This is a genomic window from Ruegeria sp. YTSC002 (assembly GCF_059609845.1).
On the sequence record NZ_JBXWML010000004.1, the window covers coordinates 146,072 to 172,895 of the forward strand.

The 26,824-nt window shown below is 59.7% G+C and carries 27 protein-coding genes; 20 read left to right on the forward strand and 7 right to left on the reverse strand.

The window, feature by feature from the left end; translation table 11 throughout:
- Positions 1-199 precede the first annotated feature (199 nt).
- The 8 genes from acs to AC2FFD_RS10330 all read left to right on the forward strand — a co-directional run bounded on the left by acs (position 200) and on the right by AC2FFD_RS10330 (position 9,589).
- Entirely contained in the window at positions 200-2,164 is a 1,965-nt protein-coding gene (acs, locus tag AC2FFD_RS10295) for an acetate--CoA ligase (protein ID WP_170344646.1), read from the forward strand.
- Positions 2,165-2,171: 7 nt separating this feature from the next.
- Positions 2,172-2,855, forward strand: a complete 684-nt coding sequence (locus AC2FFD_RS10300; protein WP_170344647.1) for an adenylate kinase — start codon at positions 2,172-2,174, stop codon at positions 2,853-2,855.
- A gap of 180 nt (positions 2,856-3,035) precedes the next feature.
- Positions 3,036-3,317, forward strand: coding sequence for a DUF4212 domain-containing protein (locus AC2FFD_RS10305; RefSeq protein ID WP_170344753.1), 282 nt, complete (start codon positions 3,036-3,038; stop codon positions 3,315-3,317).
- A 5-nt stretch (positions 3,318-3,322) separates the two neighbouring features.
- Complete coding sequence (locus AC2FFD_RS10310; protein ID WP_170344648.1) at positions 3,323-5,107, forward strand: sodium:solute symporter family protein; 1,785 nt, start codon at positions 3,323-3,325, stop codon at positions 5,105-5,107.
- Between the two features lie 108 nt (positions 5,108-5,215).
- Positions 5,216-7,039 (forward strand): DUF294 nucleotidyltransferase-like domain-containing protein, encoded by a 1,824-nt coding sequence (locus AC2FFD_RS10315; protein WP_496873001.1) that lies wholly within the window; start codon positions 5,216-5,218, stop codon positions 7,037-7,039.
- Positions 7,040-7,066: 27 nt separating this feature from the next.
- Positions 7,067-7,585, forward strand: coding sequence for a hypothetical protein (locus AC2FFD_RS10320; protein ID WP_170344650.1), 519 nt, complete (start codon positions 7,067-7,069; stop codon positions 7,583-7,585).
- A 2-nt stretch (positions 7,586-7,587) separates the two neighbouring features.
- Positions 7,588-9,000 carry a 3'-5' exonuclease gene (locus tag AC2FFD_RS10325; protein WP_496873002.1) on the forward strand — a complete coding sequence of 471 codons (1,413 nt, stop codon included), beginning with the start codon at positions 7,588-7,590 and terminating at the stop codon, positions 8,998-9,000.
- An 88-nt stretch (positions 9,001-9,088) separates the two neighbouring features.
- The gene (locus tag AC2FFD_RS10330; protein ID WP_171204599.1) at positions 9,089-9,589 is read left to right on the forward strand and encodes a flavin reductase family protein; all 501 of its coding nucleotides are present in this window, start codon (positions 9,089-9,091) and stop codon (positions 9,587-9,589) included.
- Here the strand turns inward: AC2FFD_RS10330 and AC2FFD_RS10335 are convergent.
- Genes AC2FFD_RS10335 through AC2FFD_RS10345 form a run of 3 tightly spaced genes read right to left on the reverse strand, consistent with a single transcriptional unit; the run spans position 9,586 to position 11,818 of the window.
- A complete protein-coding gene (locus AC2FFD_RS10335; protein ID WP_496873003.1) occupies positions 9,586-10,065 on the reverse strand; it encodes a DUF6505 family protein in 480 nt (159 codons plus the stop codon). The genes AC2FFD_RS10330 and AC2FFD_RS10335 overlap by 4 nt on opposite strands.
- On the reverse strand, positions 10,062-10,760 hold the full coding sequence (locus AC2FFD_RS10340) for a biotin/lipoate--protein ligase family protein (RefSeq protein WP_496873004.1): 699 nt from the start codon (positions 10,758-10,760) through the stop codon (positions 10,062-10,064). The genes AC2FFD_RS10335 and AC2FFD_RS10340 overlap by 4 nt, the downstream gene beginning before the upstream one ends.
- On the reverse strand, positions 10,757-11,818 hold the full coding sequence (locus AC2FFD_RS10345) for an Mrp/NBP35 family ATP-binding protein (protein WP_170344655.1): 1,062 nt from the start codon (positions 11,816-11,818) through the stop codon (positions 10,757-10,759). The genes AC2FFD_RS10340 and AC2FFD_RS10345 overlap by 4 nt, the downstream gene beginning before the upstream one ends.
- 122 nt (positions 11,819-11,940) lie before the next feature.
- On the opposite strand from AC2FFD_RS10345, the gene AC2FFD_RS10350 reads away from it, so the two are divergent.
- Positions 11,941-12,669, forward strand: a complete 729-nt coding sequence (locus AC2FFD_RS10350) for a c-type cytochrome (RefSeq protein WP_496873005.1) — start codon at positions 11,941-11,943, stop codon at positions 12,667-12,669.
- Here AC2FFD_RS10350 and AC2FFD_RS10355 read toward each other — a convergent pair.
- Entirely contained in the window at positions 12,663-14,615 is a 1,953-nt protein-coding gene (locus tag AC2FFD_RS10355) for a 4Fe-4S binding protein (protein ID WP_496873006.1), read from the reverse strand. The genes AC2FFD_RS10350 and AC2FFD_RS10355 overlap by 7 nt on opposite strands.
- Positions 14,616-14,878: 263 nt before the next feature.
- On the opposite strand from AC2FFD_RS10355, the gene AC2FFD_RS10360 reads away from it, so the two are divergent.
- The 11 genes from AC2FFD_RS10360 (at position 14,879) to AC2FFD_RS10410 (ending at position 24,439) form a co-directional block, all read left to right on the forward strand.
- Positions 14,879-15,433, forward strand: coding sequence for a DUF3305 domain-containing protein (locus AC2FFD_RS10360; protein ID WP_257600552.1), 555 nt, complete (start codon positions 14,879-14,881; stop codon positions 15,431-15,433).
- A complete protein-coding gene (locus tag AC2FFD_RS10365) occupies positions 15,430-16,011 on the forward strand; it encodes a DUF3306 domain-containing protein (RefSeq protein ID WP_496873007.1) in 582 nt (193 codons plus the stop codon). Before AC2FFD_RS10360 ends, AC2FFD_RS10365 begins: the two co-directional genes overlap by 4 nt.
- 4 nt (positions 16,012-16,015) lie before the next feature.
- Positions 16,016-16,627 carry a TorD/DmsD family molecular chaperone gene (locus tag AC2FFD_RS10370; protein WP_496873008.1) on the forward strand — a complete coding sequence of 204 codons (612 nt, stop codon included), beginning with the start codon at positions 16,016-16,018 and terminating at the stop codon, positions 16,625-16,627.
- Positions 16,628-16,684: 57 nt separating this feature from the next.
- A complete protein-coding gene (locus tag AC2FFD_RS10375; protein ID WP_117869254.1) occupies positions 16,685-16,873 on the forward strand; it encodes a ubiquinol-cytochrome c reductase iron-sulfur subunit N-terminal domain-containing protein in 189 nt (62 codons plus the stop codon).
- 105 nt (positions 16,874-16,978) lie between these two features.
- Positions 16,979-19,873, forward strand: coding sequence for a formate dehydrogenase subunit alpha (locus AC2FFD_RS10380; RefSeq protein WP_496873009.1), 2,895 nt, complete (start codon positions 16,979-16,981; stop codon positions 19,871-19,873).
- 12 nt (positions 19,874-19,885) lie between these two features.
- Complete coding sequence (gene fdh3B, locus AC2FFD_RS10385) at positions 19,886-20,479, forward strand: formate dehydrogenase FDH3 subunit beta (protein ID WP_010439472.1); 594 nt, start codon at positions 19,886-19,888, stop codon at positions 20,477-20,479.
- Positions 20,480-20,589: 110 nt separating this feature from the next.
- Positions 20,590-20,940 carry a putative quinol monooxygenase gene (locus AC2FFD_RS10390; RefSeq protein ID WP_496873010.1) on the forward strand — a complete coding sequence of 117 codons (351 nt, stop codon included), beginning with the start codon at positions 20,590-20,592 and terminating at the stop codon, positions 20,938-20,940.
- A 27-nt stretch (positions 20,941-20,967) separates the two neighbouring features.
- The gene (locus tag AC2FFD_RS10395) at positions 20,968-22,164 is read left to right on the forward strand and encodes a formate dehydrogenase subunit gamma (RefSeq protein ID WP_170344663.1); all 1,197 of its coding nucleotides are present in this window, start codon (positions 20,968-20,970) and stop codon (positions 22,162-22,164) included.
- Positions 22,165-23,427 (forward strand): c-type cytochrome, encoded by a 1,263-nt coding sequence (locus AC2FFD_RS10400; protein ID WP_496873011.1) that lies wholly within the window; start codon positions 22,165-22,167, stop codon positions 23,425-23,427. It begins immediately after the preceding gene.
- A gap of 13 nt (positions 23,428-23,440) precedes the next feature.
- Positions 23,441-23,566, forward strand: a complete 126-nt coding sequence (locus tag AC2FFD_RS10405; protein ID WP_256367494.1) for a hypothetical protein — start codon at positions 23,441-23,443, stop codon at positions 23,564-23,566.
- Positions 23,567-24,439: a substrate-binding domain-containing protein gene (locus tag AC2FFD_RS10410; RefSeq protein WP_171725235.1), complete on the forward strand. Its 873-nt coding sequence runs from the start codon at positions 23,567-23,569 to the stop codon at positions 24,437-24,439.
- Positions 24,440-24,488: 49 nt separating this feature from the next.
- On the opposite strand, the gene AC2FFD_RS10415 is transcribed toward AC2FFD_RS10410, so the two are convergent.
- From AC2FFD_RS10415 to AC2FFD_RS10425, 3 genes are read right to left on the reverse strand one after another with little or no spacing between them, the layout of a single operon-like run.
- On the reverse strand, positions 24,489-25,304 hold the full coding sequence (locus tag AC2FFD_RS10415; RefSeq protein WP_496873012.1) for an ABC transporter substrate-binding protein: 816 nt from the start codon (positions 25,302-25,304) through the stop codon (positions 24,489-24,491).
- A 22-nt stretch (positions 25,305-25,326) separates the two neighbouring features.
- Positions 25,327-26,061: an ATP-binding cassette domain-containing protein gene (locus AC2FFD_RS10420; protein ID WP_496873013.1), complete on the reverse strand. Its 735-nt coding sequence runs from the start codon at positions 26,059-26,061 to the stop codon at positions 25,327-25,329.
- Positions 26,054-26,767, reverse strand: a complete 714-nt coding sequence (locus AC2FFD_RS10425) for an ABC transporter permease (protein WP_257600543.1) — start codon at positions 26,765-26,767, stop codon at positions 26,054-26,056. The genes AC2FFD_RS10420 and AC2FFD_RS10425 overlap by 8 nt, the downstream gene beginning before the upstream one ends.
- Positions 26,768-26,824: the final 57 nt, after the last annotated feature.

The window sequence follows — 26,824 nt, forward strand, 5'->3', positions numbered from 1 at the left end:
GATCTTCTTTCCAAGTTTTTTACAAATCTATCCACATTGCAAAAATTTCTTTACAAAGAAATCCAAGGATTACACCAATTTATTTATTTATTTTCAGAACGCGGTAATATTCAAACTTGGGGAGGAACAGGATCGACATTGCCTGAATGACAGGCAAAAAATCCACATGCAATCCAGTCCAGAGGGAGGAGCCTCAAAGATGACCACCGCTGCCCAGGCAGATGCCAAGACTTATCCGCCATCCGCAGAAACCGTCGCTCGTGCGCATGTCGATGCCGCAAAGTATGCCGACATGTACGCAGCCTCAATCAGCGACCCCGACACGTTCTGGGGCGAGCAAGGCAAGCGCATCGACTGGATCAAGCCCTTCACTCAGGTCAAGGACGTCAGTTACGAATTTGGCTCGGTCAAGATCAACTGGTATGCCGATGGCACGTTGAATGTATCGGCCAACTGCCTGGATCGTCATCTGAAAACCCGCGGCGACCAGACCGCGATCATCTGGGAACCGGATGATCCGAATGACCCGGCCCAGCATATCTCTTACGCAGAATTGCACCGGCGCACCTGCCGGATGGCCAACATTCTGGAATCCCTGGGTGTACGCAAGGGCGATCGCGTCGTCATCTATCTGCCGATGATCCCCGAAGCCGCTTATGCCATGCTGGCCTGTGCGCGGATCGGCGCAATTCACTCGATCGTTTTCGCGGGCTTCTCGCCCGACGCTCTGGCCGCACGGATCAATGGGTGCGACGCAAAGGTCGTGATTACGGCAGATGAGGCCCCGCGCGGTGGTCGCAAAACGCCGCTGAAGTCCAACGCAGACGCCGCCCTGCTGCACTGCAAGGACACGGTGAAATGCCTTGTGGTCAAGCGCACTGGCGGTCAGACCACCTGGATCGACGGTCGCGACTATGACTACAACGAAATGGCGCTTGAGGCGGACGACTACTGCGCCCCTGCCGAGATGAGCGCCGAAGATCCGTTGTTCATTCTTTACACGTCGGGTTCGACCGGTCAGCCCAAGGGCGTTGTGCACACGACCGGCGGCTATCTGGTTTATGCTGCGATGACACACGAGATCACATTCGATTATCACGAAGGTGACGTGTACTGGTGTACTGCGGACGTGGGTTGGGTGACTGGCCACAGCTATATCGTATATGGGCCGCTGGCCAATGGCGCGACCACGCTGATGTTCGAAGGCGTGCCGACCTATCCCGATGCCTCGCGTTTCTGGCAGGTCTGCGAAAAGCACAAGGTGAACCAGTTCTACACCGCCCCCACCGCAATCCGCGCGCTGATGGGTCAGGGCAACGAGTTCGTCGAAAATTGCGACCTGTCCAGCCTGCGCATCCTGGGCACCGTGGGCGAGCCCATCAACCCCGAGGCCTGGACCTGGTACAACGACGTTGTCGGCAAAGGCAAATGCCCCATCGTCGACACCTGGTGGCAGACCGAAACCGGCGGTCACCTGATGACGCCGCTGCCCGGCGCACATGCGATGAAGCCCGGATCGGCAATGAAGCCATTTTTTGGCATCGAACCGGTGGTTCTGGACCCGCAATCCGGTGTCGAAATCGAAGGCAACGGTGTCGAGGGCGTTCTGTGTATCAAAGACAGCTGGCCCGGCCAGATGCGCACCGTCTGGGGCGATCATGAGCGGTTCGAGAAAACCTATTTTTCGGATTACAAAGGCTATTACTTCACGGGTGACGGCTGCCGCCGCGACGAAGATGGTGACTATTGGATCACCGGTCGTGTAGATGACGTGATCAACGTGTCCGGTCACCGCATGGGCACGGCCGAGGTGGAAAGCGCGCTGGTTGCGCATGCTGCTGTGGCCGAGGCTGCCGTGGTTGGATACCCTCATGAAATCAAAGGGCAAGGCATCTATTGCTACGTCACCTTGATGAATGATCGCGAGCCCTCGGACGAGCTGATGAAAGAGCTGCGCACATGGGTCCGCACCGAGATCGGCCCGATTGCGTCTCCGGATGTGATCCAGTGGGCACCCGGCCTGCCGAAGACGCGCTCGGGCAAGATCATGCGCCGTATCCTGCGCAAGATCGCCGAGAACGATTTCGGATCGTTGGGCGACACTTCGACACTGGCCGATCCGTCGGTGGTCGAAGACCTGATCGAAAACCGTGCGAACAAGTGAGGATGTGATGGACGCTGCCACGATCACCACGCCCGCCGTTGTCATCCTTCTCGGCCCTCCGGGTGCCGGGAAAGGTACACAGGCCCGGATGCTGGAAGAGAAATTCGGACTTGTTCAACTCAGCACCGGTGACCTGCTGCGCGAAGCCGTCGCGGCCGGAACCGAAGCCGGCAAAGCGGCAAAGGCCGTAATGGAAGCCGGCGATCTGGTCAGCGACGAGATCGTCATCGCCATCCTGCGCGACCGCATGGCACAGCCGGATTGCGCCAAGGGCGTCATTCTGGACGGTTTCCCGCGCACGACGGTTCAGGCCGAAGCGCTGGACAGCCTGCTGGCCTCCAACGGCCAGAAGATCAACGCCGCGATCAGCCTCGAGGTGGAAGACGCAGAAATGGTGACCCGTATTTCGGGCCGCTACACCTGCGCCGGCTGTGGCGAAGGGTACCACGACCAGTTCAAGAAGCCTGCCGAAGAAGGCAAATGCGACAAATGCGGTCATACCGAATTCAAGCGCCGCGCGGATGACAATGCCGAAACGGTGGCCTCGCGCCTTGCAGCGTACCACGCGCAGACAGCACCACTGATCGCCTACTATGACGGTCAGGGCGTGCTGAAGCGTGCAAACGCCATGGGCAGGATCGAAGACATTGCCAATGAACTTGAAGGGATCGTTGGCGAAGCAATGAATTAGGGGGTGGATAAGAGCCGCAAGGCTCTGATCCCAAACAGAATACTTCAAAAGACCGCCTTGGCGGACTGGTGGAGTTTTGCCTGACGTCACGTGGCGTCTGGCGCAAGTGAGAAGCGGCCCGACGCACTGGAGGATGTAGGCATCGGGCCGTCCAACGAGGAAGCGAAGGAGGAACCCGCGATGGCGGATCATTCAACAAACTCCGCGCAGACTGCCGAGTCCGACAAGGGCTATTGGCAGGCCAACCTGCGCCTCATCTACATCAGCCTCGCGATTTGGGCGCTGGTGTCGTTTGGATTCGGCATTCTGCTGCGTCCGATGCTGTCGGGGATCGCCGTCGGCGGAACCGATCTGGGCTTTTGGTTCGCACAACAGGGATCGATTTTGGTCTTTCTGGTGCTGATCTTCAACTACGCCTGGCGCATGAACAAGCTAGACGCCGAATACGGTGTTGAGGAGTAAACCCCATGGATCAGTTTACCATCAACCTGCTGTTTGTCGGCGCATCCTTCGCGCTGTACATCGGCATCGCGATCTGGGCCCGGGCGGGGTCCACATCTGAATTTTATGCTGCGGGTCGCGGCATCCATCCTGTCACCAACGGTATGGCAACGGCGGCAGACTGGATGTCTGCGGCTTCGTTCATCTCGATGGCGGGTCTGATTGCCTTCACCGGCTACGACAACAGCTCGTTCCTGATGGGCTGGACCGGTGGTTACGTGCTGCTGGCTCTGCTGCTTGCGCCCTATCTGCGCAAATTCGGCAAGTACACCGTGTCCGAGTTCATCGGCGACCGCTTCTACAGCCAGACCGCGCGTATCGTTGCGGTGATCTGTTTGATCGTTGCCTCGGTGACATACGTGATCGGTCAGATGACCGGCGTCGGCGTGGCCTTTGGCCGCTTCCTCGAAGTGTCAAACACCTCGGGCCTGTTGATCGGTGCAGCGGTTGTGTTTGCCTACGCGGTGTTTGGCGGAATGAAAGGCGTGACCTACACCCAGGTTGCTCAGTACTGCGTGCTGATCACCGCCTACACCATTCCGGCGATCTTCATCTCGTTGCAGCTGACCGGCACGCCGGTTCCGGCGCTGGGTCTGTTTGGTGACACCGCCAGCGGTGAACCCCTGCTGACCAAGCTGGACGCCATCGTGACCGAGCTGGGCTTCAATGAATACACGGCCCACCACTCGAACACACTGAACATGGTGCTGTTCACCTTGTCGCTGATGATCGGTACGGCGGGTCTGCCGCACGTCATCATGCGCTTCTTCACCGTTCCCAAAGTGGCTGACGCACGTTGGTCTGCTGGCTGGGCGCTGGTCTTCATCGCTCTGCTGTATCTGACTGCCCCTGCGGTTGGTGCCATGGCGCGTCTGAACATCAGTGACATGATGTGGCCCAATGGTGGCATCGAAGGCGGAGCTGTGTCTGTTGAACAAATCGACAATGACGCCCGCTATGACTGGATGGCCACGTGGCAGAAAACCGGTCTGCTGGATTGGGAAGACAAGAACGGCGACGGCAAGATCCAGTACTACAACGACAAGAATGCCGACATGCAGGCACTTGCCGAAGAAAAAGGCTGGGTCGGTAACGAGCTGACCAAGTTCAACCGCGACATCCTGGTTCTGGCCAACCCCGAGATTGCCAACCTGCCGGGTTGGGTGATCGGTCTGGTCGCGGCTGGTGGTCTTGCGGCTGCCCTGTCCACCGCTGCGGGTCTGCTGCTGGCAATCTCGTCGGCTGTGTCGCATGACCTGATCAAAGGTGCGATCAACCCGCAGATCTCGGAAAAAGGCGAGCTTCTGTCGGCTCGGATCGCAATGGCTGTTGCCATCGTTGTCGCAACCTATCTGGGTCTGAACCCACCGGGCTTTGCGGCGCAGACAGTGGCGCTGGCCTTCGGTCTGGCGGCGGCTTCGATCTTCCCGGCGCTGATGATGGGGATCTTCTCGACCCGCATCAACAACACCGGCGCGGTCGCAGGCATGCTGGCTGGTCTGACCGTCACCCTGGTCTACATCTTCCTGCACAAGGGCTGGCTGTTCATTCCGGGCACCAACTCGTTCACCGATGCAGACCCCCTGCTGGGTCCGATCAAGTCGACCTCGTTCGGCGCGATTGGTGCCATGGTCAACTTTGCGACGGCCTACATCGTTGCAGGCATGACCAAGGAAACTCCGCAGGAGATCAAGGATCTGGTCGAAAGCGTACGCATTCCCCGTGGTGCGGGCGCAGCTCAGGATCACTGAGTATGATGCGGTTGTCGGCACTTGCCTTCGACCGCGTCTTTCGATCCACTGTTCCCGCCCGGCATACCACCGGGCGGGATTTTTTAACCAGAACACCGGAGACATCAGATGCCCCTGTCCCACGATGAAATTGCCCGGTTTCTGAAATCCGTTCATCCCTATGACGCATTGCCCGCTGACGCGCTGGACCAGATCGTCAAGCAGATCGAGGTCTGGGAGGTTGAGGAAAACGCGTCAGTCTATGAACTCGGCCATACCCTGCCCGGTGTGTTCGTGATCTATGAAGGACAGGTTGAGATCACCGACGAGAACGGTGCAGTCGTTTCTCATCTGGGGTTGCGCAATTCCTTTGGTGAGCGCGGCTTGCTGAGAGACGGCAAGGCCGCCACCAAAGCCCGCGCGCATACACCATCGGTCCTGGTGGTGCTGCCACCGGATTTGGTGCGGAGTTTGATCGACAACCACGACGTCGTCGCCAAATTCTTCAACCGAACCCGAGGTGATCGCAGCGGCCCCCAAAGCCTTGCGACCAGTTCGATTGACGTTCTGATGGCACGCAATCCCGCCACCTGCCCTGCGGACACGTCGGTTCAGGAAGCGGCACGAATCATGCGCGACAAACATATCTCGTCGCTTTGCGTGACCGATGGAGAAAAGTTGCAGGGCATCGCCACCCTGCGGGACATTTCGGGCAAATTTGTCGCCGACGGATTGCCCGCAACCACACGGGTTTCCGAAATCATGACCGCAAACCCCGTGACCCTGTCGCCCAGCGATGTCGGTTCGGATGTTCTTCACATCATGATGGAGCGCGGCATTGGCCACATCCCGATTTCCGAAGGCGGTCGTCTGGTCGGGATCGTGACACAGACCGATCTGACCCATTATCAGGCCGTCAACTCGGCCGAGCTGGTTGGTCGGATCGCAAAGGCCGACAGCGCTGAAGAAATGGCGCGGGTGACGGCGGAAATTCCGCAGTTGCTGGTTCAGTTGGTTGCTGGTGGGAACCGGCATGAGATTGTCACGCGGCTGATCACCGATATTGCCGACACCGTTACCCGCCGCCTGCTGAAACTGGCTGAAACCGAACTGGGGCCGCCCCCTGTACCCTATCTGTGGCTTGCCTGCGGCTCACAGGGGCGGCAAGAACAGACCGGCGTATCCGATCAGGACAATTGCCTGATGCTGGATGACAGCGTCACCGACGCCGATATGTCCTATTTCACCAAACTGGCCAAATTCGTCTCTGACGGGCTGGACGTCTGCGGATATTTTTTCTGCCCCGGCGACATGATGGCGACAAATCCGCGCTGGTGCCAGCCGGTTCGTGTCTGGCGCGACTATTTCAAAGGCTGGATTGCCAAGCCAAACCCCGAGGCGCAAATGCTGGCCTCGGTCATGTTCGACCTGCGCCCCATCGGCGGCGCGTTTGAGTTGTTTGCCGATCTGCAAGCGGACACTCTGGCAGCGGCCAGGGCAAACTCGATCTTCGTCGCGCACATGATTTCGAACTCGCTCAAACATACGCCCCCTTTGGGCCTGCTGCGCGGTTTCGCGACGATCCGCTCGGGCGAGCATCGCAACACGCTGGATCTGAAACACAACGGAGTGGTGCCCGTCGTCGATCTGGCGCGCATCTACGCGCTGAAAGGCGAGCTGACCGAGGCCAACACCCGCGCCCGCCTGAAAGCAGCCGAGTCCAGCGGTGTGCTCAGCCCCTCTGGTGCGCGTGACCTGCTGGATGCCTATGATCTGATCGCAGAAACCCGGCTGGAACATCAGGTTCGGCTGGTTAAATCCGGAGCGATGCCCGACAACTACCTGCCACCGTCCGAATTGTCGGACTTTGAGCGAAGTCATCTGCGTGATGCTTTCGTGGTGGTAAAAACGATGCAATCGGCAGTTGGCCACGGCAAGGGAATGCTGGGCTGACATGCGTCTGAGGAACGGAGAGACCACATGTTTCTGGAACTGATCGGCACGGTTTTTGCGGGTATCGCATTTGCAGGCATCGTTCTTCTGTTGAACAAGCTGACCGGAGGACGTTTGCCGAAATGGACCACTCCGGTTGCGGCCGGTCTTGGAATGATCGGAATGACCATCACCAGTGAATACTCCTGGTATGACCGCACGCGCGACCAACTGCCCGAAGAGATGACAATCGTGCAAGAAGTCGAAAGCCGCGCATTTTATCGTCCCTGGACCTACGCGGTGCCATTCGTTGATCGCTTTGCGGCAATCGACACCGTATCTGTGCGGACAAATGAAAACGTTCCGGAACAACGGCTTGTCGATCTTTACTTCTTTGGCCGCTGGGCTCCGGTTTCGAAACTGCCGGTGGCCGTGAACTGTGCAGAAAACCGCCGCGCCAACCTGGCGGATGGTGCCGAATTTGCCGAGGACGGGCGTCTGGTGAACGCTGACTGGATTGCAGCCGGAGCCAATGACCCCGTCATCGCAGCCACTTGCGGGGTGTGATCATGCTGACCGGATTGAGTTTGAGGCTCAGGATTTTTCTGTTCTTCTGCCTCCTTGCTTTTGGAGGGGTTGCGATAAGTGCCACCGCTCTCTGGATCACCTATTCCCGCGCGGGAAATCCTGATCTTTTGAATGATTTCGTCTTTGCTGAAATCCTGATCGGATTTGGATTGCTGGCACTGGTTGCAGGTGTTTGGCTGCTGTTTGACGACAACGTCGCCAAACCGATCGAACGGCTTTCCGCCCAGTTGCGTGCCCGTGCTCATGCCGGTGTAAGCACCGACCTGGACATGCAGGCCGCGCGGTATCTGGGTGATCTTGCCCCGGCAGCGGCGGGATTGGCGGAACAACTGGCCTCGAACGCCATGCGCACGGCCGAGGCCGTGGCCGCCGAAACCGCGCATCTGGCCGCCGAAAAACAGCGCCTGACCGCGCTGCTGACGGAAATCCCGGTGGCCATGCTGCTGGCTAGTCCGAAACATCAGATCGTTCTGTACGACGGTCAGGCCGCCGAGGTTCTCGCCCAGATCGCGCATCCTCGTCTGAACGCATCTCTTTTCGAATATCTCGAAGCCACCGGCCTGACAGACGCATATGCCAAGATGTGCAAAACCGGAAAGGACGTCTATTGCACCCTGTCCAGCGTGGACGGTCGGCAGACTTATTCCGCCCGGATGAAACCCTTGGGCGATGCACCCGGATATATGCTTGTCTTCGAAGACAGCGCGACACATATGTCACCGGACGATGCCCGCCCGCTGGTCTATGATTTCGAACTTCTCAATACACCGGGGGATGATGCGTTCGAGAACCGCCCCCTATCGGATCTATGTTTCGTGGTTTTCGACACGGAAACAACCGGTTTGCTACCTCACAAGGATGAGATCGTGCAGATCGGCGCAGTGCGCGTTCTGAATGGTAAAATCGTTCAGGGTGAGCATCTGGACATGCTGGTTGATCCCGGCATTCCGATTCCCCCGGCCTCGACCAAAGTACACAAGATCAGCGATCGTATGGTTCAGGGGGCGCCCGATATCGCCGAAGCCGGACGCGTATTCCATCAGTTTTCGCGCGACGCGGTGATCGTGGCGCACAATGCCCCGTTCGACATGGCGTTCCTACGCCGCCATGCCAAACGGATGGGTGTCGAGTGGGATCATCCGATACTCGACACGGTTTTGCTGTCTGCGGTGCTGTTCGGGGCAAGCGATACGCACACACTGGACGCCTTGTGTGAACGGCTGGAAATCACGATCCCCGAAACGTTGCGCCATACCGCACTGGGCGACGCGGTTGCCACGGCCGAGGCATTGATCAAGATGCTGCCGATCCTGCAAGCACGCGGCCTCACGACTTTTGGCGAGGTGATTATGGAAACCCGCAAACATGGTCGTTTGCTGGAAGATATGAACTGACGGCACAAATTGCACTCGGCAGTCAGCTTTTCATGGACAATCCGGGCCACGCATGGCACCTGATGCGCGGCCAAGGATTAAGCGCGCAATGACCGAAAAGACCTTCAGACCGACCCCGGATCAAAGCCCCGCCTTTCGGGAAGCGCTGGGATGCTTTGGCACCGGTGTCACGGTGATTACCGCGCAATCCGACAATGGCCCGCGTGCCATTACGGTGAATTCATTTGCCTCAGTCTCATTGGATCCGCCACTGGTCCTCTGGTGTCTGGCCAAGGAATCATTCCGATTTGATACGTTCAGTACCTGTGATCTCTATTCGATCCACGTCATGGCGCAGGATCAGCAGGATCAGGCGTTGCGGTTTGCACGCGATGGGGCGGATTTCTCACATGCGGACTGGACCGAGGATGAGGCCGGGCGTCCACATCTGGCCCAGTGTCTGGCCCGGTTCGATTGCCGCCTTCATGCCCGTCATGACGCTGGGGATCATCTGATCATCGTGGGTCAGGTGGAACAGGTCATGTATCGCACCGGCAAAGGGCTGATCTTCAAACGCGGGCAGTTCGGCGGGTTTGTCGACCTGATCTAATCGTCCAGCGACCCGTGAACGGCCAACGCTTCCAGTTCCGCGTCCTGCGGAGTGATCACGCGAAAGGCTTCGTGCACGCCTGTCTCTGTCAGTTCCCTTGCGACGGTCAACAGCGTGTTGGCCGGATGGTCTTCGCACAACTCTGACATGTGGTCGATTTCAGCTTGCGCAACGCCCAATGCGGCCTCGACCGAAGGTGCGCCATAGAACTGCACAAAATGTTCGGCCAGATCACGCGTGATCTGGTTTTTCTCTGCGGCTTCGATCTGCGTCACGGCCACAAAAGTTACCCGGCCAAAGGTTTCCAATCCCAGCCAACCGTTCGCAAAGGCCTGTCGCGCCTTGCCTTCAAGATCACCCTGACCCCAGTTCGAAAACTCGAACCCGCCCGAAACGCACCACTCACCGGTGCGCGCCGGGGAATGAAACACGTTCATGTCGCTTTCGTCGAAATGGATCGCTCGGGCCAGTTTCATTCTCGGTTCTCCAACAAGTCGGTCAGGGGGCGCAGATGCGTATCGACCCCGTCGCGGATCAGCATCCCGAAACGTTCATCCGTTCCAAGGAATACGCCACCATCGATCAGCGGTTCGCCCACGCCGCGCAGCAGGCCCATCCATTCGGCGTGCAAGGACGCGTTGCCATCCTCCTGCCAACGGTTGAGCCAGGTCAACATGTGTCGTGACCAGCTTTCCACCAACTGCGTTGCAGAAACCTCGGCACAGCCTTCATCGTACAGCGCGGTGATATCTGGGGTTTCACCCGGCGCATCACTGGTTTGCAACAGCGTCAGCTCCCAACCGACGACCAGCCAGTCCGGCTCTTCCTCGGGCATTGATGTTGACGCAGCCGCGCGGAGCCGGCCGCACCGCGCCCCGTTCACGCAAATCAAGCCATCCCAACCCAGATGCACCGCAACTTCTGGTGGGGCCAAAGCGCCCAGCGCGTTCTGGAATCCCACAGCGCAGAGTGGCAACATCACCACTGCATCCTGCAATGGCACCTCGGGGGCAAAAACAATTGCCACCCGCAGGAAATCCGCCTGAATATTGTAAACCACCGTCCCCGCATCACAGCCCAGCGCAGCCATTGCCAGCGCGCGCTCGAACGGGTCTTCCCCACCCTGAACCGGGTGGCCCGTCAGCAAGGGTGGGAAAACCGGCAGGCTCATGCGTTGCCTTTGGCAATCATGTCGCGGGCGATCTTGCGGAATGCCTCGGCCTGCGGGCTGTCAGGTTTGCTGACCACGATGGGCGCGCCTCCGTCAGCGGCGACCCGGATGTCCAGATGCAAGGGGATTTCGCCCAGCAGCGGCACGCCCAGCGCCTCTGCCTCGGACTTGACACCTCCATGACCGAAAACGTGTTCTTCATGCCCGCAGTTCGAACAGATATGCGTGGACATGTTTTCGATCATCCCGATGATGGGTGTCTTGAGCTGATTGAACATGTCGATCCCCTTGCGGGCATCGATCAGGGCCACGTCCTGCGGCGTCGAGACGACAATGGCTCCGTCCACCTGGAACTTCTGGCTCAGCGTCAGTTGCACGTCGCCTGTACCGGGTGGCAGATCGACGATCAGAACATCCAACGCGCCCCATTGCACCTGGCTCATCATTTGTTGCAGCGCACCCATCAGCATCGGCCCACGCCAGACAACCGCCTGACCTTCATTGGTCATCAAACCCATCGACATCATGGTGACGCCGTGGTTGCGCAGCGGCAGGATCGTCTTGCCGTCAGGGCTGGCCGGGCGGCCCGAGACACCCAGCATCCGGGGCTGCGACGGCCCGTAGACATCGGCGTCCAGCAGACCCACACGTCGCCCTTCCGCAGCCAATGCGCAGGCAAGGTTGGCCGAAACGGTTGATTTGCCTACCCCACCCTTGCCGGACGCAACGGCAATGATCCGATCCACACCCGGCACCGCCTGCGGCCCGGTTTGCGATGGCTTGGGTTTCGGTTTCAGTTCCGGCGGGGCCTTATCGGAATGCGCGGTCATCAAGGCCGAAACATTTGCAACGCCCTCCACCATCTGAGCGGCCTTTTCAGCCGTGGCGCGGACGGGTTCCATCTTTTCCGCGTGCTTCGGGTCGATCTCAAGCACGAAGCGTACCGTGTCGCCATCTACATTCAGGGCGCGCACGATGCCCGCGCTTACGATGTCCTGCCCGGATACCGGGTCGGTGATCTTTTTCAGGTTCGCCAGAACCGCGTCACGAACACTCATGCTTGTTCCCCTTGATGTGCCCTGCTGACAGGGGCGCGCATATCGACTCGCCGCTCATTGCACGTGTCTCCGTCTTTGTCTGTTCATTTGACGCATCCCGCCCCGCGAAGTTACGTTGAGCCATGCGCTTTGTCCTCTTGTGCCTGAGCCTGACGCTCTCTGCCACCCCCTCTTGGTCACAAGAGGCGATTGGCCTTGCGGCCCCGGCCGAGGTTAAAGACTCTGGCCTGTTGCAACATATCCTTCCTCGCTTCTCTCTCAAGACCGGGATCCGTGTTATTGCAGACGACGCCGGGGTTATGGTGCTGGAAACCGCGCCGCCCGGTGATCCGGTCTTTGCCCGCGGCGAGGTGATCTATCACCTGCGTATCGAAGACAGTGACCGCCAGGCCCGTTTTCTGGAATGGCTGAAGTCGGACATCGGCAAGCGCACGGTGGAAAGCTTTGCCCCGACAGACGGAGGGCCCTACTCTGCCAATTTTGATATTGTCGAGGTTGAGTCCGGTGACATCGTCGAAGGCGACAACCAACTCGGCGAAGAATTGTCGATGACCCATTGCGGGCGCTGTCATGTCATCGGGCCAAGGAACCGTATGAATGGCCTGGGGTCGACGCCCTCTTTCGCCGTTCTGCGCGCAATGCCTGACTGGTCGCGGCGGTTCGAGGCGTTTTTCGCCCTGAACCCCCACCCTGCATTCACGCAGATCGACGGGCTGACGCCCCCTTTTGATCCCGAACGCCCTTCCCCAATTCACCCGGTTGAGATGACATTGGATGATCTTGACGCGATTCTAGCGTTCGTATCGCGCATCGACGCCGCAGATTTGGGCGCCCCCCTTAAGCTTCAGTGATCCTTTCTGTCTGAATAGTAATCCTCGGTCGTGACGACCCGAGGCCTGGGTTTTGACTGGAACGGATTGTCTTGCTGTTGGAACTGCACGTTCACCCGGCAATCGTCACACATCTGGATCATCCGCGCCTGATCCGAAGTCGCGAACATCGGGTGCGTGCCCGACAGCTTCTCCATGATCCGCTCGACCGTGGATTTCACGCCGAACAGCGCCCCGCATTCCACGCAGGCAAAAGGTTCTTCTTCGTTCAGAACCTGCTGTGACAGGGCCGCGTCGCTGAGATCAAGTTGTGGAACAAGCGTGATCGCATCCTCGGGGCAAATGGTCTTGCACATCCCGCATTGCAGACAGGCGTCTTGCTGGAAGTTCAGTTGCGGCTTGTCCGGGTTGTCGATCAAGGCACCGGATGGGCATAGCGACACGCAGCTGAGGCACAGGGTGCAGCTGTCGGTATTCACTGCAACCGCCCCGTAAGGCGCATTCTCGGGCAATGGCAAAGGCGCGTCGGCCTGCGGGTTCAGCGCCTGCGCTGACAGCCGTGCAATTTGCCGGCGATTGCCCATAGGCAGAACCGGATCGGACAAAGGCCGGGGCACCGCTTGCCCGTACAGCAGATCGGACATCGCATCGGGGTCAGCCTCATCAATCAGGCCGGTGCCCTCTGGGCCTGCAATGGCATGTGCCAATTCAAGTTCCCGGTTCAGCGCTTCGCGTTCGGTCGACGGTGCCAAAAGAACATCCACCCGTGCAAACCCATGCGCCAGAGCCGCCAGCATCTCGGCATGGCCAAAGCCGGATATCACGTTCAGTTCCAAAGGGATGACGTCCGAAGGCAATCCACGCCCGAAACGCGCGGCCAACCTAATCATCTCGGCCCCGTGGGCGTCATGGACAAGCAGCCGAGGCGCGGTGCCGCCGGCCCGTCGATAGGTGCGAGCCAGAATATGCATCCGCGACAACAGCGCCGAAACAGGTGGGTCTTCATAGGTTATGGCCGTCGAAGGGCACAGCGCGGCGCATGCACCACAGCCTGCACATACCATCGGGTCAATCGCGACATGCTCGCCCGCCGGGGAAATCGCTCCGGTTGGGCAGATATCCAGACAGTTGGAACAGCCCACCTGCCCGGCCCGGGAATGGGCACACTGGGTTTCTTCCACCCGCACATAAAGTGGCTTTTCGAATGTTCCCACCAATTGCGCGGCTTCAAAAGCCAGCCTTTCCACCGCAACCGCATCCCTGGGATCAGCCCGCAGATAGCCTTCGCGCTTGACCGGGGCCTGTACGAAAGGCGTTTCTCCTGCCAGGTCAATGACAATGTCGCACGCGGAATGCGCGCCGTCCTTTGGATCGGTCCATGCAAACGCGCCGCGCCCACCGGGCACGACCTGCTGAAGCGCGTCCAGACGCAGCGAAAACCCACCGAGCGCACCGGAAACCGAACGCAACCGCCCCCGCACCACGTCATAGTCCCGCGAGAGAGGTTCCGTGAGATCAGTCGTCATAACGGTCACTGCCAACGAATCCGCCAGACGCTCAGCCAGATCAAAGGCCACCGCACCGGGCCCGATGATGAAACAAGTGCCTTCACTGAAGACATCCACACTGGGTGTTACCGGTTGCGCCAGAACGGCCTCGGCCGCCAATGCGGCCATCTTGGGGGTCGCATCCGCACCTTGGTCGGACCACCCGGCCCGATCGCGCAGATCGACAAACCCGGGCGCGTCGATATTCAGGTCTTCGGCCAGTGACCGAAAAACTTCCTGCTCTTGCAGGCAGGCAATGACTGTTTCGCCTTCCTGCATCAGCTTGGCGGCTGTTTCCAGTTCGGATGCACAAAGCGCGGTATGCACTCTGGAACACCTGATACTGCAAGCGCTCTCAATCACGTCCGGGTCCAGCGCCTGAGTACCGGCGCAATCACATAGCAGAAGTTTCGTGGCCATATCCGCTCCTCGGGAAACCGTCCCGGTTCCATGCACACTAGGCTGTACCCCCGGGAAAGCAACTTCAACCCCTTGCCGCATTTCCTGCACAGGGTTGAATTTCGGCAATAAATGCCAGGAAACACAAGCATTCACGGGGCCTGCTCACGCAGTTGCTACCTTGGACTACGACCAAAGTCGTAGAGCATAGGCTTGGCACAAAGCCGGTTTGTGTACCATAGTGGACGTGGAAAGGCACGTGAGAGCCTTTCGGGGAGGAGCCAGTGGCCAAGGCCGCAAGCCAAAGTGAAATGCCGGTTGGCGTCATCGTGCGCAAGACACCCGGGGTCACACGTTGGGCCCGGTGGAACTGGCGTGCCGTGGCCCTTTTACCCGGCGCGGGGCCGGCCGACTGGCAGGAGTTGCGCCGCGAAGGCGATGCGGTCGAGTATCACGCGGCCACCCTGCCCCTGACGCTCTGGGCAGATGAAACCGAAGCCTACATGGTCAACCTGTCGGATGGTCAGCCTTCGCTGTACCTTGTGCTGCGGGACGAACTGAAGGGCGAAACACCCCTGAATGCAGTGCTGATCACCGCCTCTCCGTTCGAGGGGCAGGACTATGCGGATACCGGCGAAGAAATTGTCGAGAAAATCCCGATGACCGAAGGGTTGATTGCCTGGGTTCGCGATTTCGCTCTGAAACATCATCAGCACGAAGTGTTCGTCAAGCGCCGCCGCGACAAGAAGCGGACAGATCTGGTTGAAGACGGCAAGGGTGACGCGCGCATCCGGCAGACGTCGGACGTGTACCGCGCCCCGAGAAAGGCGCTGCAATGACCCGGCCCGATGGTTTCTGGTCTCGCCGAAAGGCCGCCGTTCAGGCCGAAGCCAAAGCCGAAGCGCTGGCCCTTGAAGAACAGGTAATCGCAGAACGGCAAGCGGAGCTGGAAGGAAAGAATGACGCCGAGATTCTGGCCGAGTTCAACCTTCCCGACCCAGAGACCTTGCAACCCGGTGACGATGTTTCGGGCTTCATGGCCAAGGCCGTGCCCGATCGCCTGCGTCGCCGCGCCCTGCGTCGGCTGTGGCGGCTGAACCCGGTTCTGGCCAATGTCGACGGGCTGGTTGATTACGGCGAGGACTATACCGATGCGGCCTGCGTGATCGAAAACATGCAAACCGCCTATCAGGTTGGAAAAGGTATGTTGGCACATATCGAAGCACTGGCGGCCGACGCGGAAGAGGCCAAAGATGATGCACCCGAAGACGAAGCCGGTACGCGCGCTGAACCCGAGGCCGCGCCGGTCGAACCCGATCCCGTTCCCGAGCCGGTTTCAGTCGCTCGGGCGGAAGAGCCGGAAGAAGTCGACCTTCCCCCGGTGCCACGTCGAATGACATTTGAATTTGAAGGATGACCGAATGACCGCAAGTGACGCGCACGCTCTGGACGTTTCAGCCGAGGATCGCCTGCGCGCGGATTTCTACAACTTTCTGGGCTTGCTTCTGGCCGGCCCGCCCAACCAGATGCTGCTGGATCAAATGGCGGGCCTCAGCGGGGATGACACTGATCTTGGTCAGGCCATCCAAGCCATGGCGCGGGTTGCAAAGGTCACCAAGCCCGCCGCCGCGGAACGGGAATTCAATGCATTGTTCATCGGTTTGGGTCGGGGCGAATTGCTGCCCTATGCCAGCTTCTACCTCACGGGCTTCCTGAACGAGAAACCACTGGCGCAGCTGCGCAATGACATGGCGGTGCGTGGGATCACACGCGCCCAGAACGTGTTTGAGCCCGAGGACAACATCGCCTCATTGATGGAGATGATGGCAGGCATGATCGTTGGGCGTTTTGGCAGCCCGGCATCCCTTGGTGACCAGAAAGCGTTCTGGAGCAAACATATCGGCCCCTGGGCCGCACATTTCTATTCGGATTTGGAAGCTGCCGAGAACTCGGTTCTCTATGCATCCGTCGGCACCGCCGGTCGGGTGTTCATGGAGATCGAGCGCGAAGCGTTCCGGATGACGGCGGGGTAGCCCGCACATCGCCGGTGCCCTGTGGGCACCAAACCGCAATTGGGACAGGAGGAGCCCATGAGCAAGACCAAGGAAGAAGGCGCCACACGCCGCGACTTCCTCAAACTGGCCGGAACCGCAGCACCAGCTGCCGTTGCCGCCGCCAGCCTGACCGGGAAAGCCGAAGCGGCCGAACTGCCGACAGACGATACCCGCATTCAGGATACCGCGCATACGCGCGCCTACATCGAGAGCACCCGGTTCTAGGATCGGACGTTTTCACACCCGACTGACGGTTGCGATTGGCCCCGACGTCGGCTTCAGCAGTACCAAGCCAGCCGTGGCATACACGGCGCGCAAGGGAGGAAACAAATGCTTAGGAAAAAGACCAACGGGGTTGCGAGACGCCCCCAGCGGACAAGTATCCTGTCCCAGGTCGGCGAGAAAACCGTCGATCGCCGCGCATTTCTGCGTGGCTCGGGCCTGACGATCGGCGGCCTCGCCGCGATCAGCGCCACGGGTGGAACCGTGACACCAGCCAGTGCCCAGACAGCGGCAAACCAAGCCGTTGAAAATATCAAATCCGTCTGCACGCATTGCTCGGTCGGCTGTACGGTCGTTGCCGAAGTTCAGAATGGGGTCTGGATCGGGCAGGAACCCGGTTGGGACAGCCCGTTCAACCTGGGTGCACACTGCGCCAAAGGGGCATCGGTTCGCGAGCACGCCCATGGCGAACGCCGCCTGAAATATCCGATGAAAAAGGAAGGCGGAGAGTGGAAGCGCATCAGCTGGGAAGAGGCGATCAACGAGATCGGCGACGGCATGATGAGCATCCGCGAAGAATCCGGGCCAGACAGCGTATACTGGTTGGGTTCCGCCAAGCACAACAACGAACAGGCCTATCTGTTCCGCAAGTTCGCGGCCTATTGGGGCACGAACAACGTGGACCATCAGGCCCGTATCTGCCACTCGACCACCGTTGCGGGTGTTGCGAATACATGGGGCTACGGTGCCATGACCAACAGCTACAACGACATGCACAACAGCAAGGCGATCTTCATCATCGGCGGCAACCCGGCCGAGGCGCATCCCGTCTCGCTGCTGCATATTCTGCGCGCAAAAGAGCAGAACAACGCACCGCTGATCGTTTGCGACCCGCGCTTTACACGCACTGCGGCGCATGCGGATGAATATGTCCGTTTCCGCCCCGGCACAGATGTTGCGCTGATCTGGGGTATCCTCTGGCACATCTTCGACAACGGTTGGGAAGACAAAGAGTTCATCCGCACCCGCGTCTGGGGCATGGATCAGATCCGCGAAGAAGTTGCCAAGTGGAATCCGGACGAGGTGGAACGCGTCACCGGTACTCCGGGGTCGCAGTTGAAGCGTGTTGCCCGCACGATGGCCAACAACCGTCCGGGTACGGTTGTCTGGTGCATGGGCGGCACCCAGCACACCAACGGCAACAACAACACCCGCGCCTATTGCGTACTTCAGCTTGCTTTGGGCAACATGGGAACCTCGGGCGGAGGCACCAACATCTTCCGCGGCCATGACAACGTTCAGGGCGCAACCGACCTTGGTGTTCTGTCCCACACCCTGCCCGGCTATTATGGCCTGTCCGCAGGCGCATGGGGTCACTGGGCCCGCGTCTGGGGAGAAGACCCGGAGTGGCTGGCCGGTCAATTCGCCACGATCAAGGACAAGGACGGCAAGGACAAGCCGTTGCAGAACGAGCGCGGCATCCCGGTTTCCCGCTGGATCGACGGTGTTCTGGAAGACCCGGCGAACATGGATCAGGACAACAATGTCCGCGCCATGGTTCTGTGGGGCCACGCGCCCAACTCGCAGACCCGGATGACGGAAATGAAGACGGCGATGGAGAAGCTGGACATGCTGGTCGTGATCGACCCGTATCCCACCGTTTCTGCCGTTCTGCATGACCGCACCGATGGCGTTTACCTGCTGCCGGCCTGTACGCAGTTCGAAACGCGTGGCTCGGTCACGGCGTCGAACCGTTCGCTGCAATGGCGTGACAAGGTGGTTGACCCGCTGTTCGAAAGTCTGCCGGACGAGGTCATCATGGCCAAGTTCGCCAACAAGTTCGGCTGGGCGGATCGGTTCTTCCGCAATATCGAGATGGAAGACCCCGAAACCCCGAATGTTGAAAGCATCACGCGCGAGTTCAACGCGGGCCTCTGGACCATCGGCTATACCGGTCAGTCGCCGGAACGTCTGAAAAGCCATATGGCCAACCAGCACACGTTCGACAGAACCACGTTGCAAGCCATTGGTGGACCAAACGACGGCGAATACTACGGTCTGCCGTGGCCGTGCTGGGGCACACCGGAAATGGGCCATACGGGGACACCAAACCTCTATGACATGTCCAAACCGGTGGCCGAAGGCGGCCTGACCTTCCGTGCCCGTTTCGGTGTGGAGCGCGACGGCGACAACCTGCTGGCCGAAGGGGTCTATAGCGTTGGATCGGAAATTCAGGATGGATACCCTGAATTTACGATGCAGATGCTGATGGATCTTGGCTGGGACGGTGATCTGACGGCCGAGGAACGCGCGGCCATCGACGCCGTGGCGGGGCCAAAGACCAACTGGAAAACCGACCTGTCCGGCGGTATCCAGCGGGTCGCGATCGCACATGGCTGTGCGCCCTTCGGGAACGCCAAGGCCCGCGCGGTTGTCTGGACCTTCCCGGATCCGATTCCGCTGCATCGCGAACCGCTCTATACGAACCGGCGCGATCTGGTGGCCGACTATCCGACCTACGAGGACCGTCAGGCCTATCGCCTGCCCACCCTTTACGCATCGATTCAAAAGAACGACTTTTCAAAGGATTACCCGATAATCCTGACGTCAGGTCGTCTGGTCGAGTATGAAGGCGGCGGTGATGAAACCCGGTCGAACCCGTGGCTGGCGGAGCTTCAGCAGGACATGTTCGTCGAGATCAATCCGCGCGACGCCAACAACCTTGGCATTCGGGACGGATCACAGGTCTGGGTCGAAGGTCCCGAGGGCGGAAAGGTCAAGGTGATGGCAATGCTGACCAACAGGGTCGGTGCCGGCGTGGCCTTCATGCCGTTCCACTTCGGCGGCCATTTCCAGGGCGAGGACCTGAGGGAGAAATACCCCGCTGGTGCAGACCCCTATGTGCTGGGTGAAAGCACCAACACCGCCCAGACCTATGGCTATGATTCAGTGACCCAGATGCAGGAGACCAAGGCGACTCTCTGCAAGATCTGGGCAGCGTAAGGAGGACGACAAATGGCTAGAGCAAAGTTTCTCTGCGACGCTGAACGCTGCATCGAGTGCAACGCCTGCGTAACCGCGTGCAAGAACGAACACGAGGTGCCGTGGGGCATCAACCGCCGCCGGGTGGTGACGATCAATGACGGCAACCCGGGCGAACGCTCGATCTCGGTCGCCTGCATGCATTGCTCAGACGCGCCCTGCATGGCGGTGTGCCCGGTCGACTGCTTCTATCAGAACGAAGAAGGGGTCGTGCTGCACTCCAAGGACCTGTGCATTGGCTGCGGCTATTGCTTCTACGCGTGCCCGTTCGGTGCGCCGCAATATCCGCAGGCTGGCAACTTCGGATCGCGTGGCAAGATGGACAAATGTACCTTCTGCGCCGGCGGCCCCGAGGAAACGCACTCGACCGCAGAGTTCGCCAAATACGGTCGCAACCGGATCGCCGAGGGCAAGCTGCCCATCTGCGCCGAGATGTGTTCCACCAAGGCCCTGCTCGCCGGAGACGGCGACGTGGTTTCCGCAGTTTACCGCGAACGCGTCGTGGCGCGCGGTTTCGGTTCGGGCGCCTGGGGTTGGGGCACGGCCTACGACCAGAAAGACGGCTGAAGTCCGGCCTTGAAAAAACAGCCTCCCGCCCTTTGCGGGGGGCTTTTCAGGTGATGTGATCGGGGATCCGTTTCCTGAAACGTCACACCAAACATATTTGAGAGGCACGCATGACCAATGATGTTTACTGGCTGCTGAAGCTTGACCTTGATCTGGATAAAAAGGATGAGTTCGAAGCGCTTATGGCAGAAATGGTCACGGCCACGCAGCAAGAGACCGGCGCCAGAAGCTATGAATGGCACATGACCGGTTCGGCCGTCCATATCTTCGAACGCTACGCCAGTTCCGAAGATGCCATGATACATATGCAAAACTTCGGTGCCAATTTTGCTGAACGGTTTCTGGCCCTTCTGACGCCAGTGGGGTTGGACGTGTATGGTCCGGCCAAGGATGATCTTCGCGAAGCGCTCGCACCGGTCGGCGCCGTCTTTCACCAGCAAATTGGCGGGTTTGACCGCTGATATGAAATTGCACAGGAGGATACCCCTATGCGTCTGATCCAGTATCTGCTGGTTTCGATTTTTCTGACCGGAGCCGCATGGGCGCAAGAGACCTCTGAACCCACGGCAGATGAGCGCACCTCGACCGGTGGAGCAACAACCCTGGAAGACATTCTCGCCCGGCAGCGTGGTGAAACCGTCGACAACAGCTATCGTTCCGAGAACACAGGTCAGGGCAATGCCGAGGGGTTGCTGGGGCAGCTTGGCACGCGCGGTGTGGCCTCGGACAGTGACGTGTATCGCGCTTTGCGCTATGGCTCGGCTGATGTGACGGTGTCTTCTCATGGTCCGGCAGACAGCGTGCTGATTCAGGATGGCGGCATGTGGTGGCTGACCTTCCGCACCGGACCGCTGCGCGAGTACGGCACCTATGTCATTGCCGGGATGCTGGGCATTATCCTGTTGTTTTTCCTGATCCGCGGCAAGATTCGCATCGACGGCGAGAAAACCGGACGCACGGTCACGCGTTTCAACGGGTTCGAGCGCTTCGGCCACTGGCTGTTTGCCGGGTCATTCCTGATCCTTGGCGTCACGGGCCTGCTGACGCTTTATGGCCGCGACTACCTGATCCCGGTTTTCGGGAAAGAGGGGTTTGCAACCATCGCGCAGGGCTGCAAGTGGTTGCACAACAATCTGGCCTGGGCTTTCATGCTTGGGCTGATCATCGTCACGGTAAACTGGATTGCCCACAACATCCCCAACCGCGTCGATCTGAAATGGCTGGCCGCGGGTGGCGGGTTGTTCACCAAAAACAGCCACCCACCGGCAAAGAAGTTCAACGCCGGACAAAAAATCATATTCTGGGCCTGCATCCTGCTGGGCGTCTCGATCAGCCTGTCGGGTCTGTCGCTGCTGTTCCCGTTCGAGATGCCCTTGTTTGCCAAAACCTTCCAGATCGCCAATTCGACCGGTATTCCGCAAATGATGGGCCTGAACCTGCCGGTGCAGATGTCGCCGCAGGAAGAAATGCAATATGCCCAAGTCTGGCACGTGATGGTGGCCTATGTGTTCATTGCGATCATCGTGGCGCATATCTATCTCGGCTCGGTCGGAATGGAGGGCGCCTTTGACGCCATGGGCACCGGCGAGGTCGAAGAACAATGGGCCCGTGAACACCACTCTTTGTGGCTGGAGGAAGTTCAGGAAAAAGAGGCTGGCAAGACCGCCACCTCGCCCGCTGAATAGATGCGGGGGCTGGTTCTGGCCCTGGCGCTGATCCCGCTGCCCGCCATGGCCGAATTCTTCACGCTCAAGGGACACGGCGGCCCAATCATGGGGATCGCCACAGCCCCGGACGGGCGGATCGCAACAGCCAGTTTCGACAATTCCGTCGGGCTCTGGGCTGATCGGACCCCCGAATGGCTGGAAGGTCACGAAGCCGCCGTGAACGCCGTTGCCTTCAATGGCACGGCCATCTATTCCGCCGGAGATGACTTCACTCTGCGCAAGTGGCCCGGCGGCGACGTGGTTGGGCGACATCAGGGCAAGATCGTGGGTCTGGCAGCGTCCAAGACCCACGTCGCAACCGCCAGTTGGGACGGAACGATTGGGGTTTGGCCCGTGAACGGAACCGCCCCCACAACTCTTGGGCCGACCGGAAGCGGTGTGAACGCCGTGGTGTTTTCTTCAGACGGCACACAGCTTTATTCAGCGGGCATGGATGGATCGCTGCGCATTTGGGACGTAAGGAGTGGACAAGAGATCACCCGGCTCATCGAACACGGGTTCGGCATCAACGAACTGGTCCTGAATGAACAGGACAACTGGATCGCTTACGGTGCCGTTGACGGAGTGACCCGAATACTGGACCTTTCCACCGGTGAAGAACGCGATTTCACTCTGGATCGTCGCCCGATCCTTGCCTTGGCGCTCAGCCCGGATCGTCGGTTTCTGGCCGTGGGCGACGGTGAAGGCTATATCATGGTCATCGATACCTCGGACTGGCGCATCGCGCAGGACTTTCGCGCAACGTTGCGGGGGCCAGTCTGGGCCCTGGCCTTTTCGGTCGATGGTGAAAACATCCATGCGGGCGGAATTGACGAGGCCATGTACAGTTGGCCAGTCACCACCTTGTCCGACCGGCAACAGATGGCTTCTGCCGAGCCGAGTTTTCTGCAAAACCCCGACGAGATGGACAATGGTGAGCGTCAGTTCGCGCGGAAATGCTCGATCTGTCACAGCCTGACACCCGACAGCCAACGCCGCGCAGGTCCCTCCTTGCACGGGGTTTTCGGCAGACGCGCGGGCACGTTACCGGGATATTTGTACTCGGATACGCTGCAAGGCTCTGATATCATTTGGAATGACGTAACAATAAATGCTCTTTTCGACGAAGGGCCTGACCATTACATTCCAGGGTCCAAGATGCCGATGCAGCGAATTACACAAGCTCAGGATCGTCAGGATCTTATTGCTTTTCTGCGCCGCGCAACAAGCGCCCGGAACTGAACTGGAGGAGACCATGAAAGCCTTTCTTGCCGCGGTCGCCGCAATGGTCGTCATTGCCGTGGCAGCCCCTGCCGTGCTGGATCGGATCGGGTTCACCGCCGCCGATGCCACGTCCGGCTCTGCCGTGCGCCTCGACTGAATGTCGCACTACCTAACCACCCGCGAACTGGCCGATCTGCTGCGCATCGGCGAGCGCAAAGCCTATGATCTTGCCGCCTCGGGCGAGGTGCCCTGTGTACGCGCCATGGGCAAGCTGCTGTTCCCGCGGGCCGAAATCATTGCCTGGCTCAACGCGTCGCGATCCGGTCCGCAGGTCGCCGAACCGCCCCTGCCACAGATTGTTGCCGGCAGCCACGATCCCCTGCTGGATTGGGCGCTGCGTGAAAGCGGATCGGGGCTTGCCACCTATTACGACGGCTCCTTTGACGGGCTGACACGGCTGAGCGAACGCAGCGCACAGGCGGCTGTGTTGCACATCCACGAAGACGGAGGGTTCAACGAAAAATCCCTGCGGGACGCCTTGGGCGAAGGGCCGGTGGTGCTGTACGAAGTCGCCCGGCGCAAGCGCGGGCTGCTTCTTGCCCCGGGCATATCGGATATCAAAACGTTCAAGGATCTCAAATCGCGCCGCGTGATCATGCGTCAGGACAGTGCGGCCAGCCAACACCTCTTCGATAGCCAGCTGGAAGCCCATGGCATGAGCCGAGACGATCTGGACGTAACCCCCGGCTGCGCGCGCACCGAGGAAGAACTGGCCATCGCCCTTCACGGCGAAAAGGCCGAGGCCGGCTTCGGGCTGGGTGCTTTGGCAGGGCTTTACAACCTGGGTTTCGTCCCCACCCATTCCGAAAGGCTGGATCTGGCGGTTTGGCGCAGGTCATATTTTGATCCGCCAATGCAAAAACTGATAACTCTGCTGCGCTCGGATCAATTTGCCCAAAGGGCCCGTGAATTCGGTGGCTACGACCTGTCGGGCCTGGGCACGATACACCACAACGGTGCCAGCGGATGACCCCTCGCCCGCCTTTTACCTTGTCAGGATACGCCCGTCACAGGCCGGCTTAGTCGGCGTTCGGAAAGAACACCTGCTGCCCGTCCAGCCTGAACGACGCGATCGCCTCCTGCCCGTCCGGCCCCGTCAGCCAGTCGATGAAACGTTGGCCGGCTGCCGCCCGCACATGCGCGTGCTTGTCGGGATTCACGAGGATCACGCCGTATTGATTGAACAGGCGCGGATCCCCTTCGACCAGAACGTCAAGGTTTCCCCGGTTTCCAAAAGACAACCACGTGGCCCGATCCGTCAGCGTATAGGCATCCATTCCACCGGCCACATTGAGGGTCGCCCCCATGCCAGATCCGGTTTCTCGATACCACGTACCCGAGGCGTCGGCAGGGTCCAGCCCGGCCGCGGACCAATAGCCCAGTTCGGCCTTGTGCGTTCCGCTGTCGTCACCGCGTGATGCAAACGGCGCTTCCGCCTCGGCGATTTTTGAGAGCGCGGCCAAAACATCGGCGCCGCCGCGAATTCCGGCAGGGTCAGACTTGGGGCCGACCAGAACGAAATCATTGTACATCAGATCCTTCCGCTCCACGCCCCAACCGTCAGCAACGAATTTCTCCTCGGCCGGTTTGGAGTGAACCAAAAGAACATCCCCGTCCCCGTTGATGGCGTTGCGAATGGCCTGACCGGTTCCAACCGCCACGACACGGACATCGATACCTGATTCGGCTTCGAACCACGGCAGGATGTATTCCAACAGTCCCGAGTTCTGCGTTGACGTTGTCGACTGCACCACAATAAACGGCTCTTCCGCCGAAACCGCGCTGGTCAACAGGCCCAAAGCCACCGCCGCTGCCCGAATTGGTTTCCGGAACATCACACTCTCCGATTTCTCTGTTTCAGGTAACCAATCCGCCTGCCAAATAGCGGCGCGACGCATCACTTTCGGGAGAATCCAAAACCTGTTTTGCCGTACCGTGTTCCACGACATGTCCGCCCTGCATCATGACCACGTCCGAGGCCAAACGGCGTGCCTGACCGATATCATGCGTCACCATCACGATCCGCACAGCCCGAGCCGACGCCCGCAATATCATTCGTTCAATCATCTGGGTCGCGCTTGGATCCAGTGCGCTGGTGGGCTCGTCCAGAAACAAAGTCTCGGGGTCCAGCGCCAGCGCCCGTAGAATCGCCAATCGCTGCGCCTCCCCTCCGGACAATGACCGGGCGGGTTGTCTGGCCTTGCCGTCCAGCCCTCCTTCGGTCAGCAATTCGGCGATACGGACCTTTCGGGCCCTTCGCCCCATGCCTTGACGCTTGAGAACGAAGTCAAGGTTTGCCGCAACCGATCGACGCAGCAGAACCGGTTTCTGAAATACCATGGCCTGGCGGGCTTTCTGTGCCGCGCCAAGCGGTTTTCCATCCTGGACGACCCGCCCCCGATCCGGCGTGATCAGCCCGTGCAGACAGCGCAGCAACAGGCTTTTGCCTGCACCGTTGGGGCCAAGAATCAAGGTTGGTCCCGGCCCATCCAGATCCAATGACGAGACCTCCAACAACGCCTTGCCATTACTGCGGATTTGCAGGTTCTCGACCTTCAGGCAATTCACCATGTCGCAGAGCAGGTCACGCATGACGCACCCCCTCCTGTTCGGCCCGCAGGCTGACCGCGCTGACCATCGCGTTCACGGCCACCGCGATCCCGATCAGGATTGCCCCCAAGGCCAGTGCCAGCGCCAGATTTCCTTTCGAGGTTTCCAACGCGATCGTCGTGGTCATCACGCGCGTCACATGGTTGATGTTGCCGCCCACGATGATCACCGCGCCCACCTCGGCAATGGCGCGCCCGAACCCCGCAAGCAAGGCCGTGACCAATGCCAGCCGTGCATCCCACAGCAGCACAGGGACCGATGCCAGCCGTGACACGCCCAGTGATCGCAGCTGCTCGGAGTATTCCTCGGCCAGCATTTCGACCACCTGCCGGGTCAATGCCGCGATAATGGGAGTGACCAACACGACCTGAGCAATGATCATGGCCGTCGGGGTATACAAAAGTTCGAGCACACCCAACGGGCCGGAGCGGGACAGCATCAGATAGACCAGCAGCCCCACGACCACGGGCGGGAACCCCATCAAGGCATTCATCAGAACGATCAGCATCCGCCGCCCCGGAAACCTCGCCACAGCCAGAGCGGCACCGACGGGCATGCCGATCAGGGCGGAAATCAGAACCGCAAACACGGATACTTTCAGGGACAACAGCACAATCGCCCACAGCTCTGAGTCTCCCTCAAAGATCAGCGCGATTGCAGAGCTGAATTCTGATGCAAATCCCTGCATTTTTTTCCACTTTTTCGGCATTCCGTGCGAAATGCGCTCATTTACAGGTAAATACTA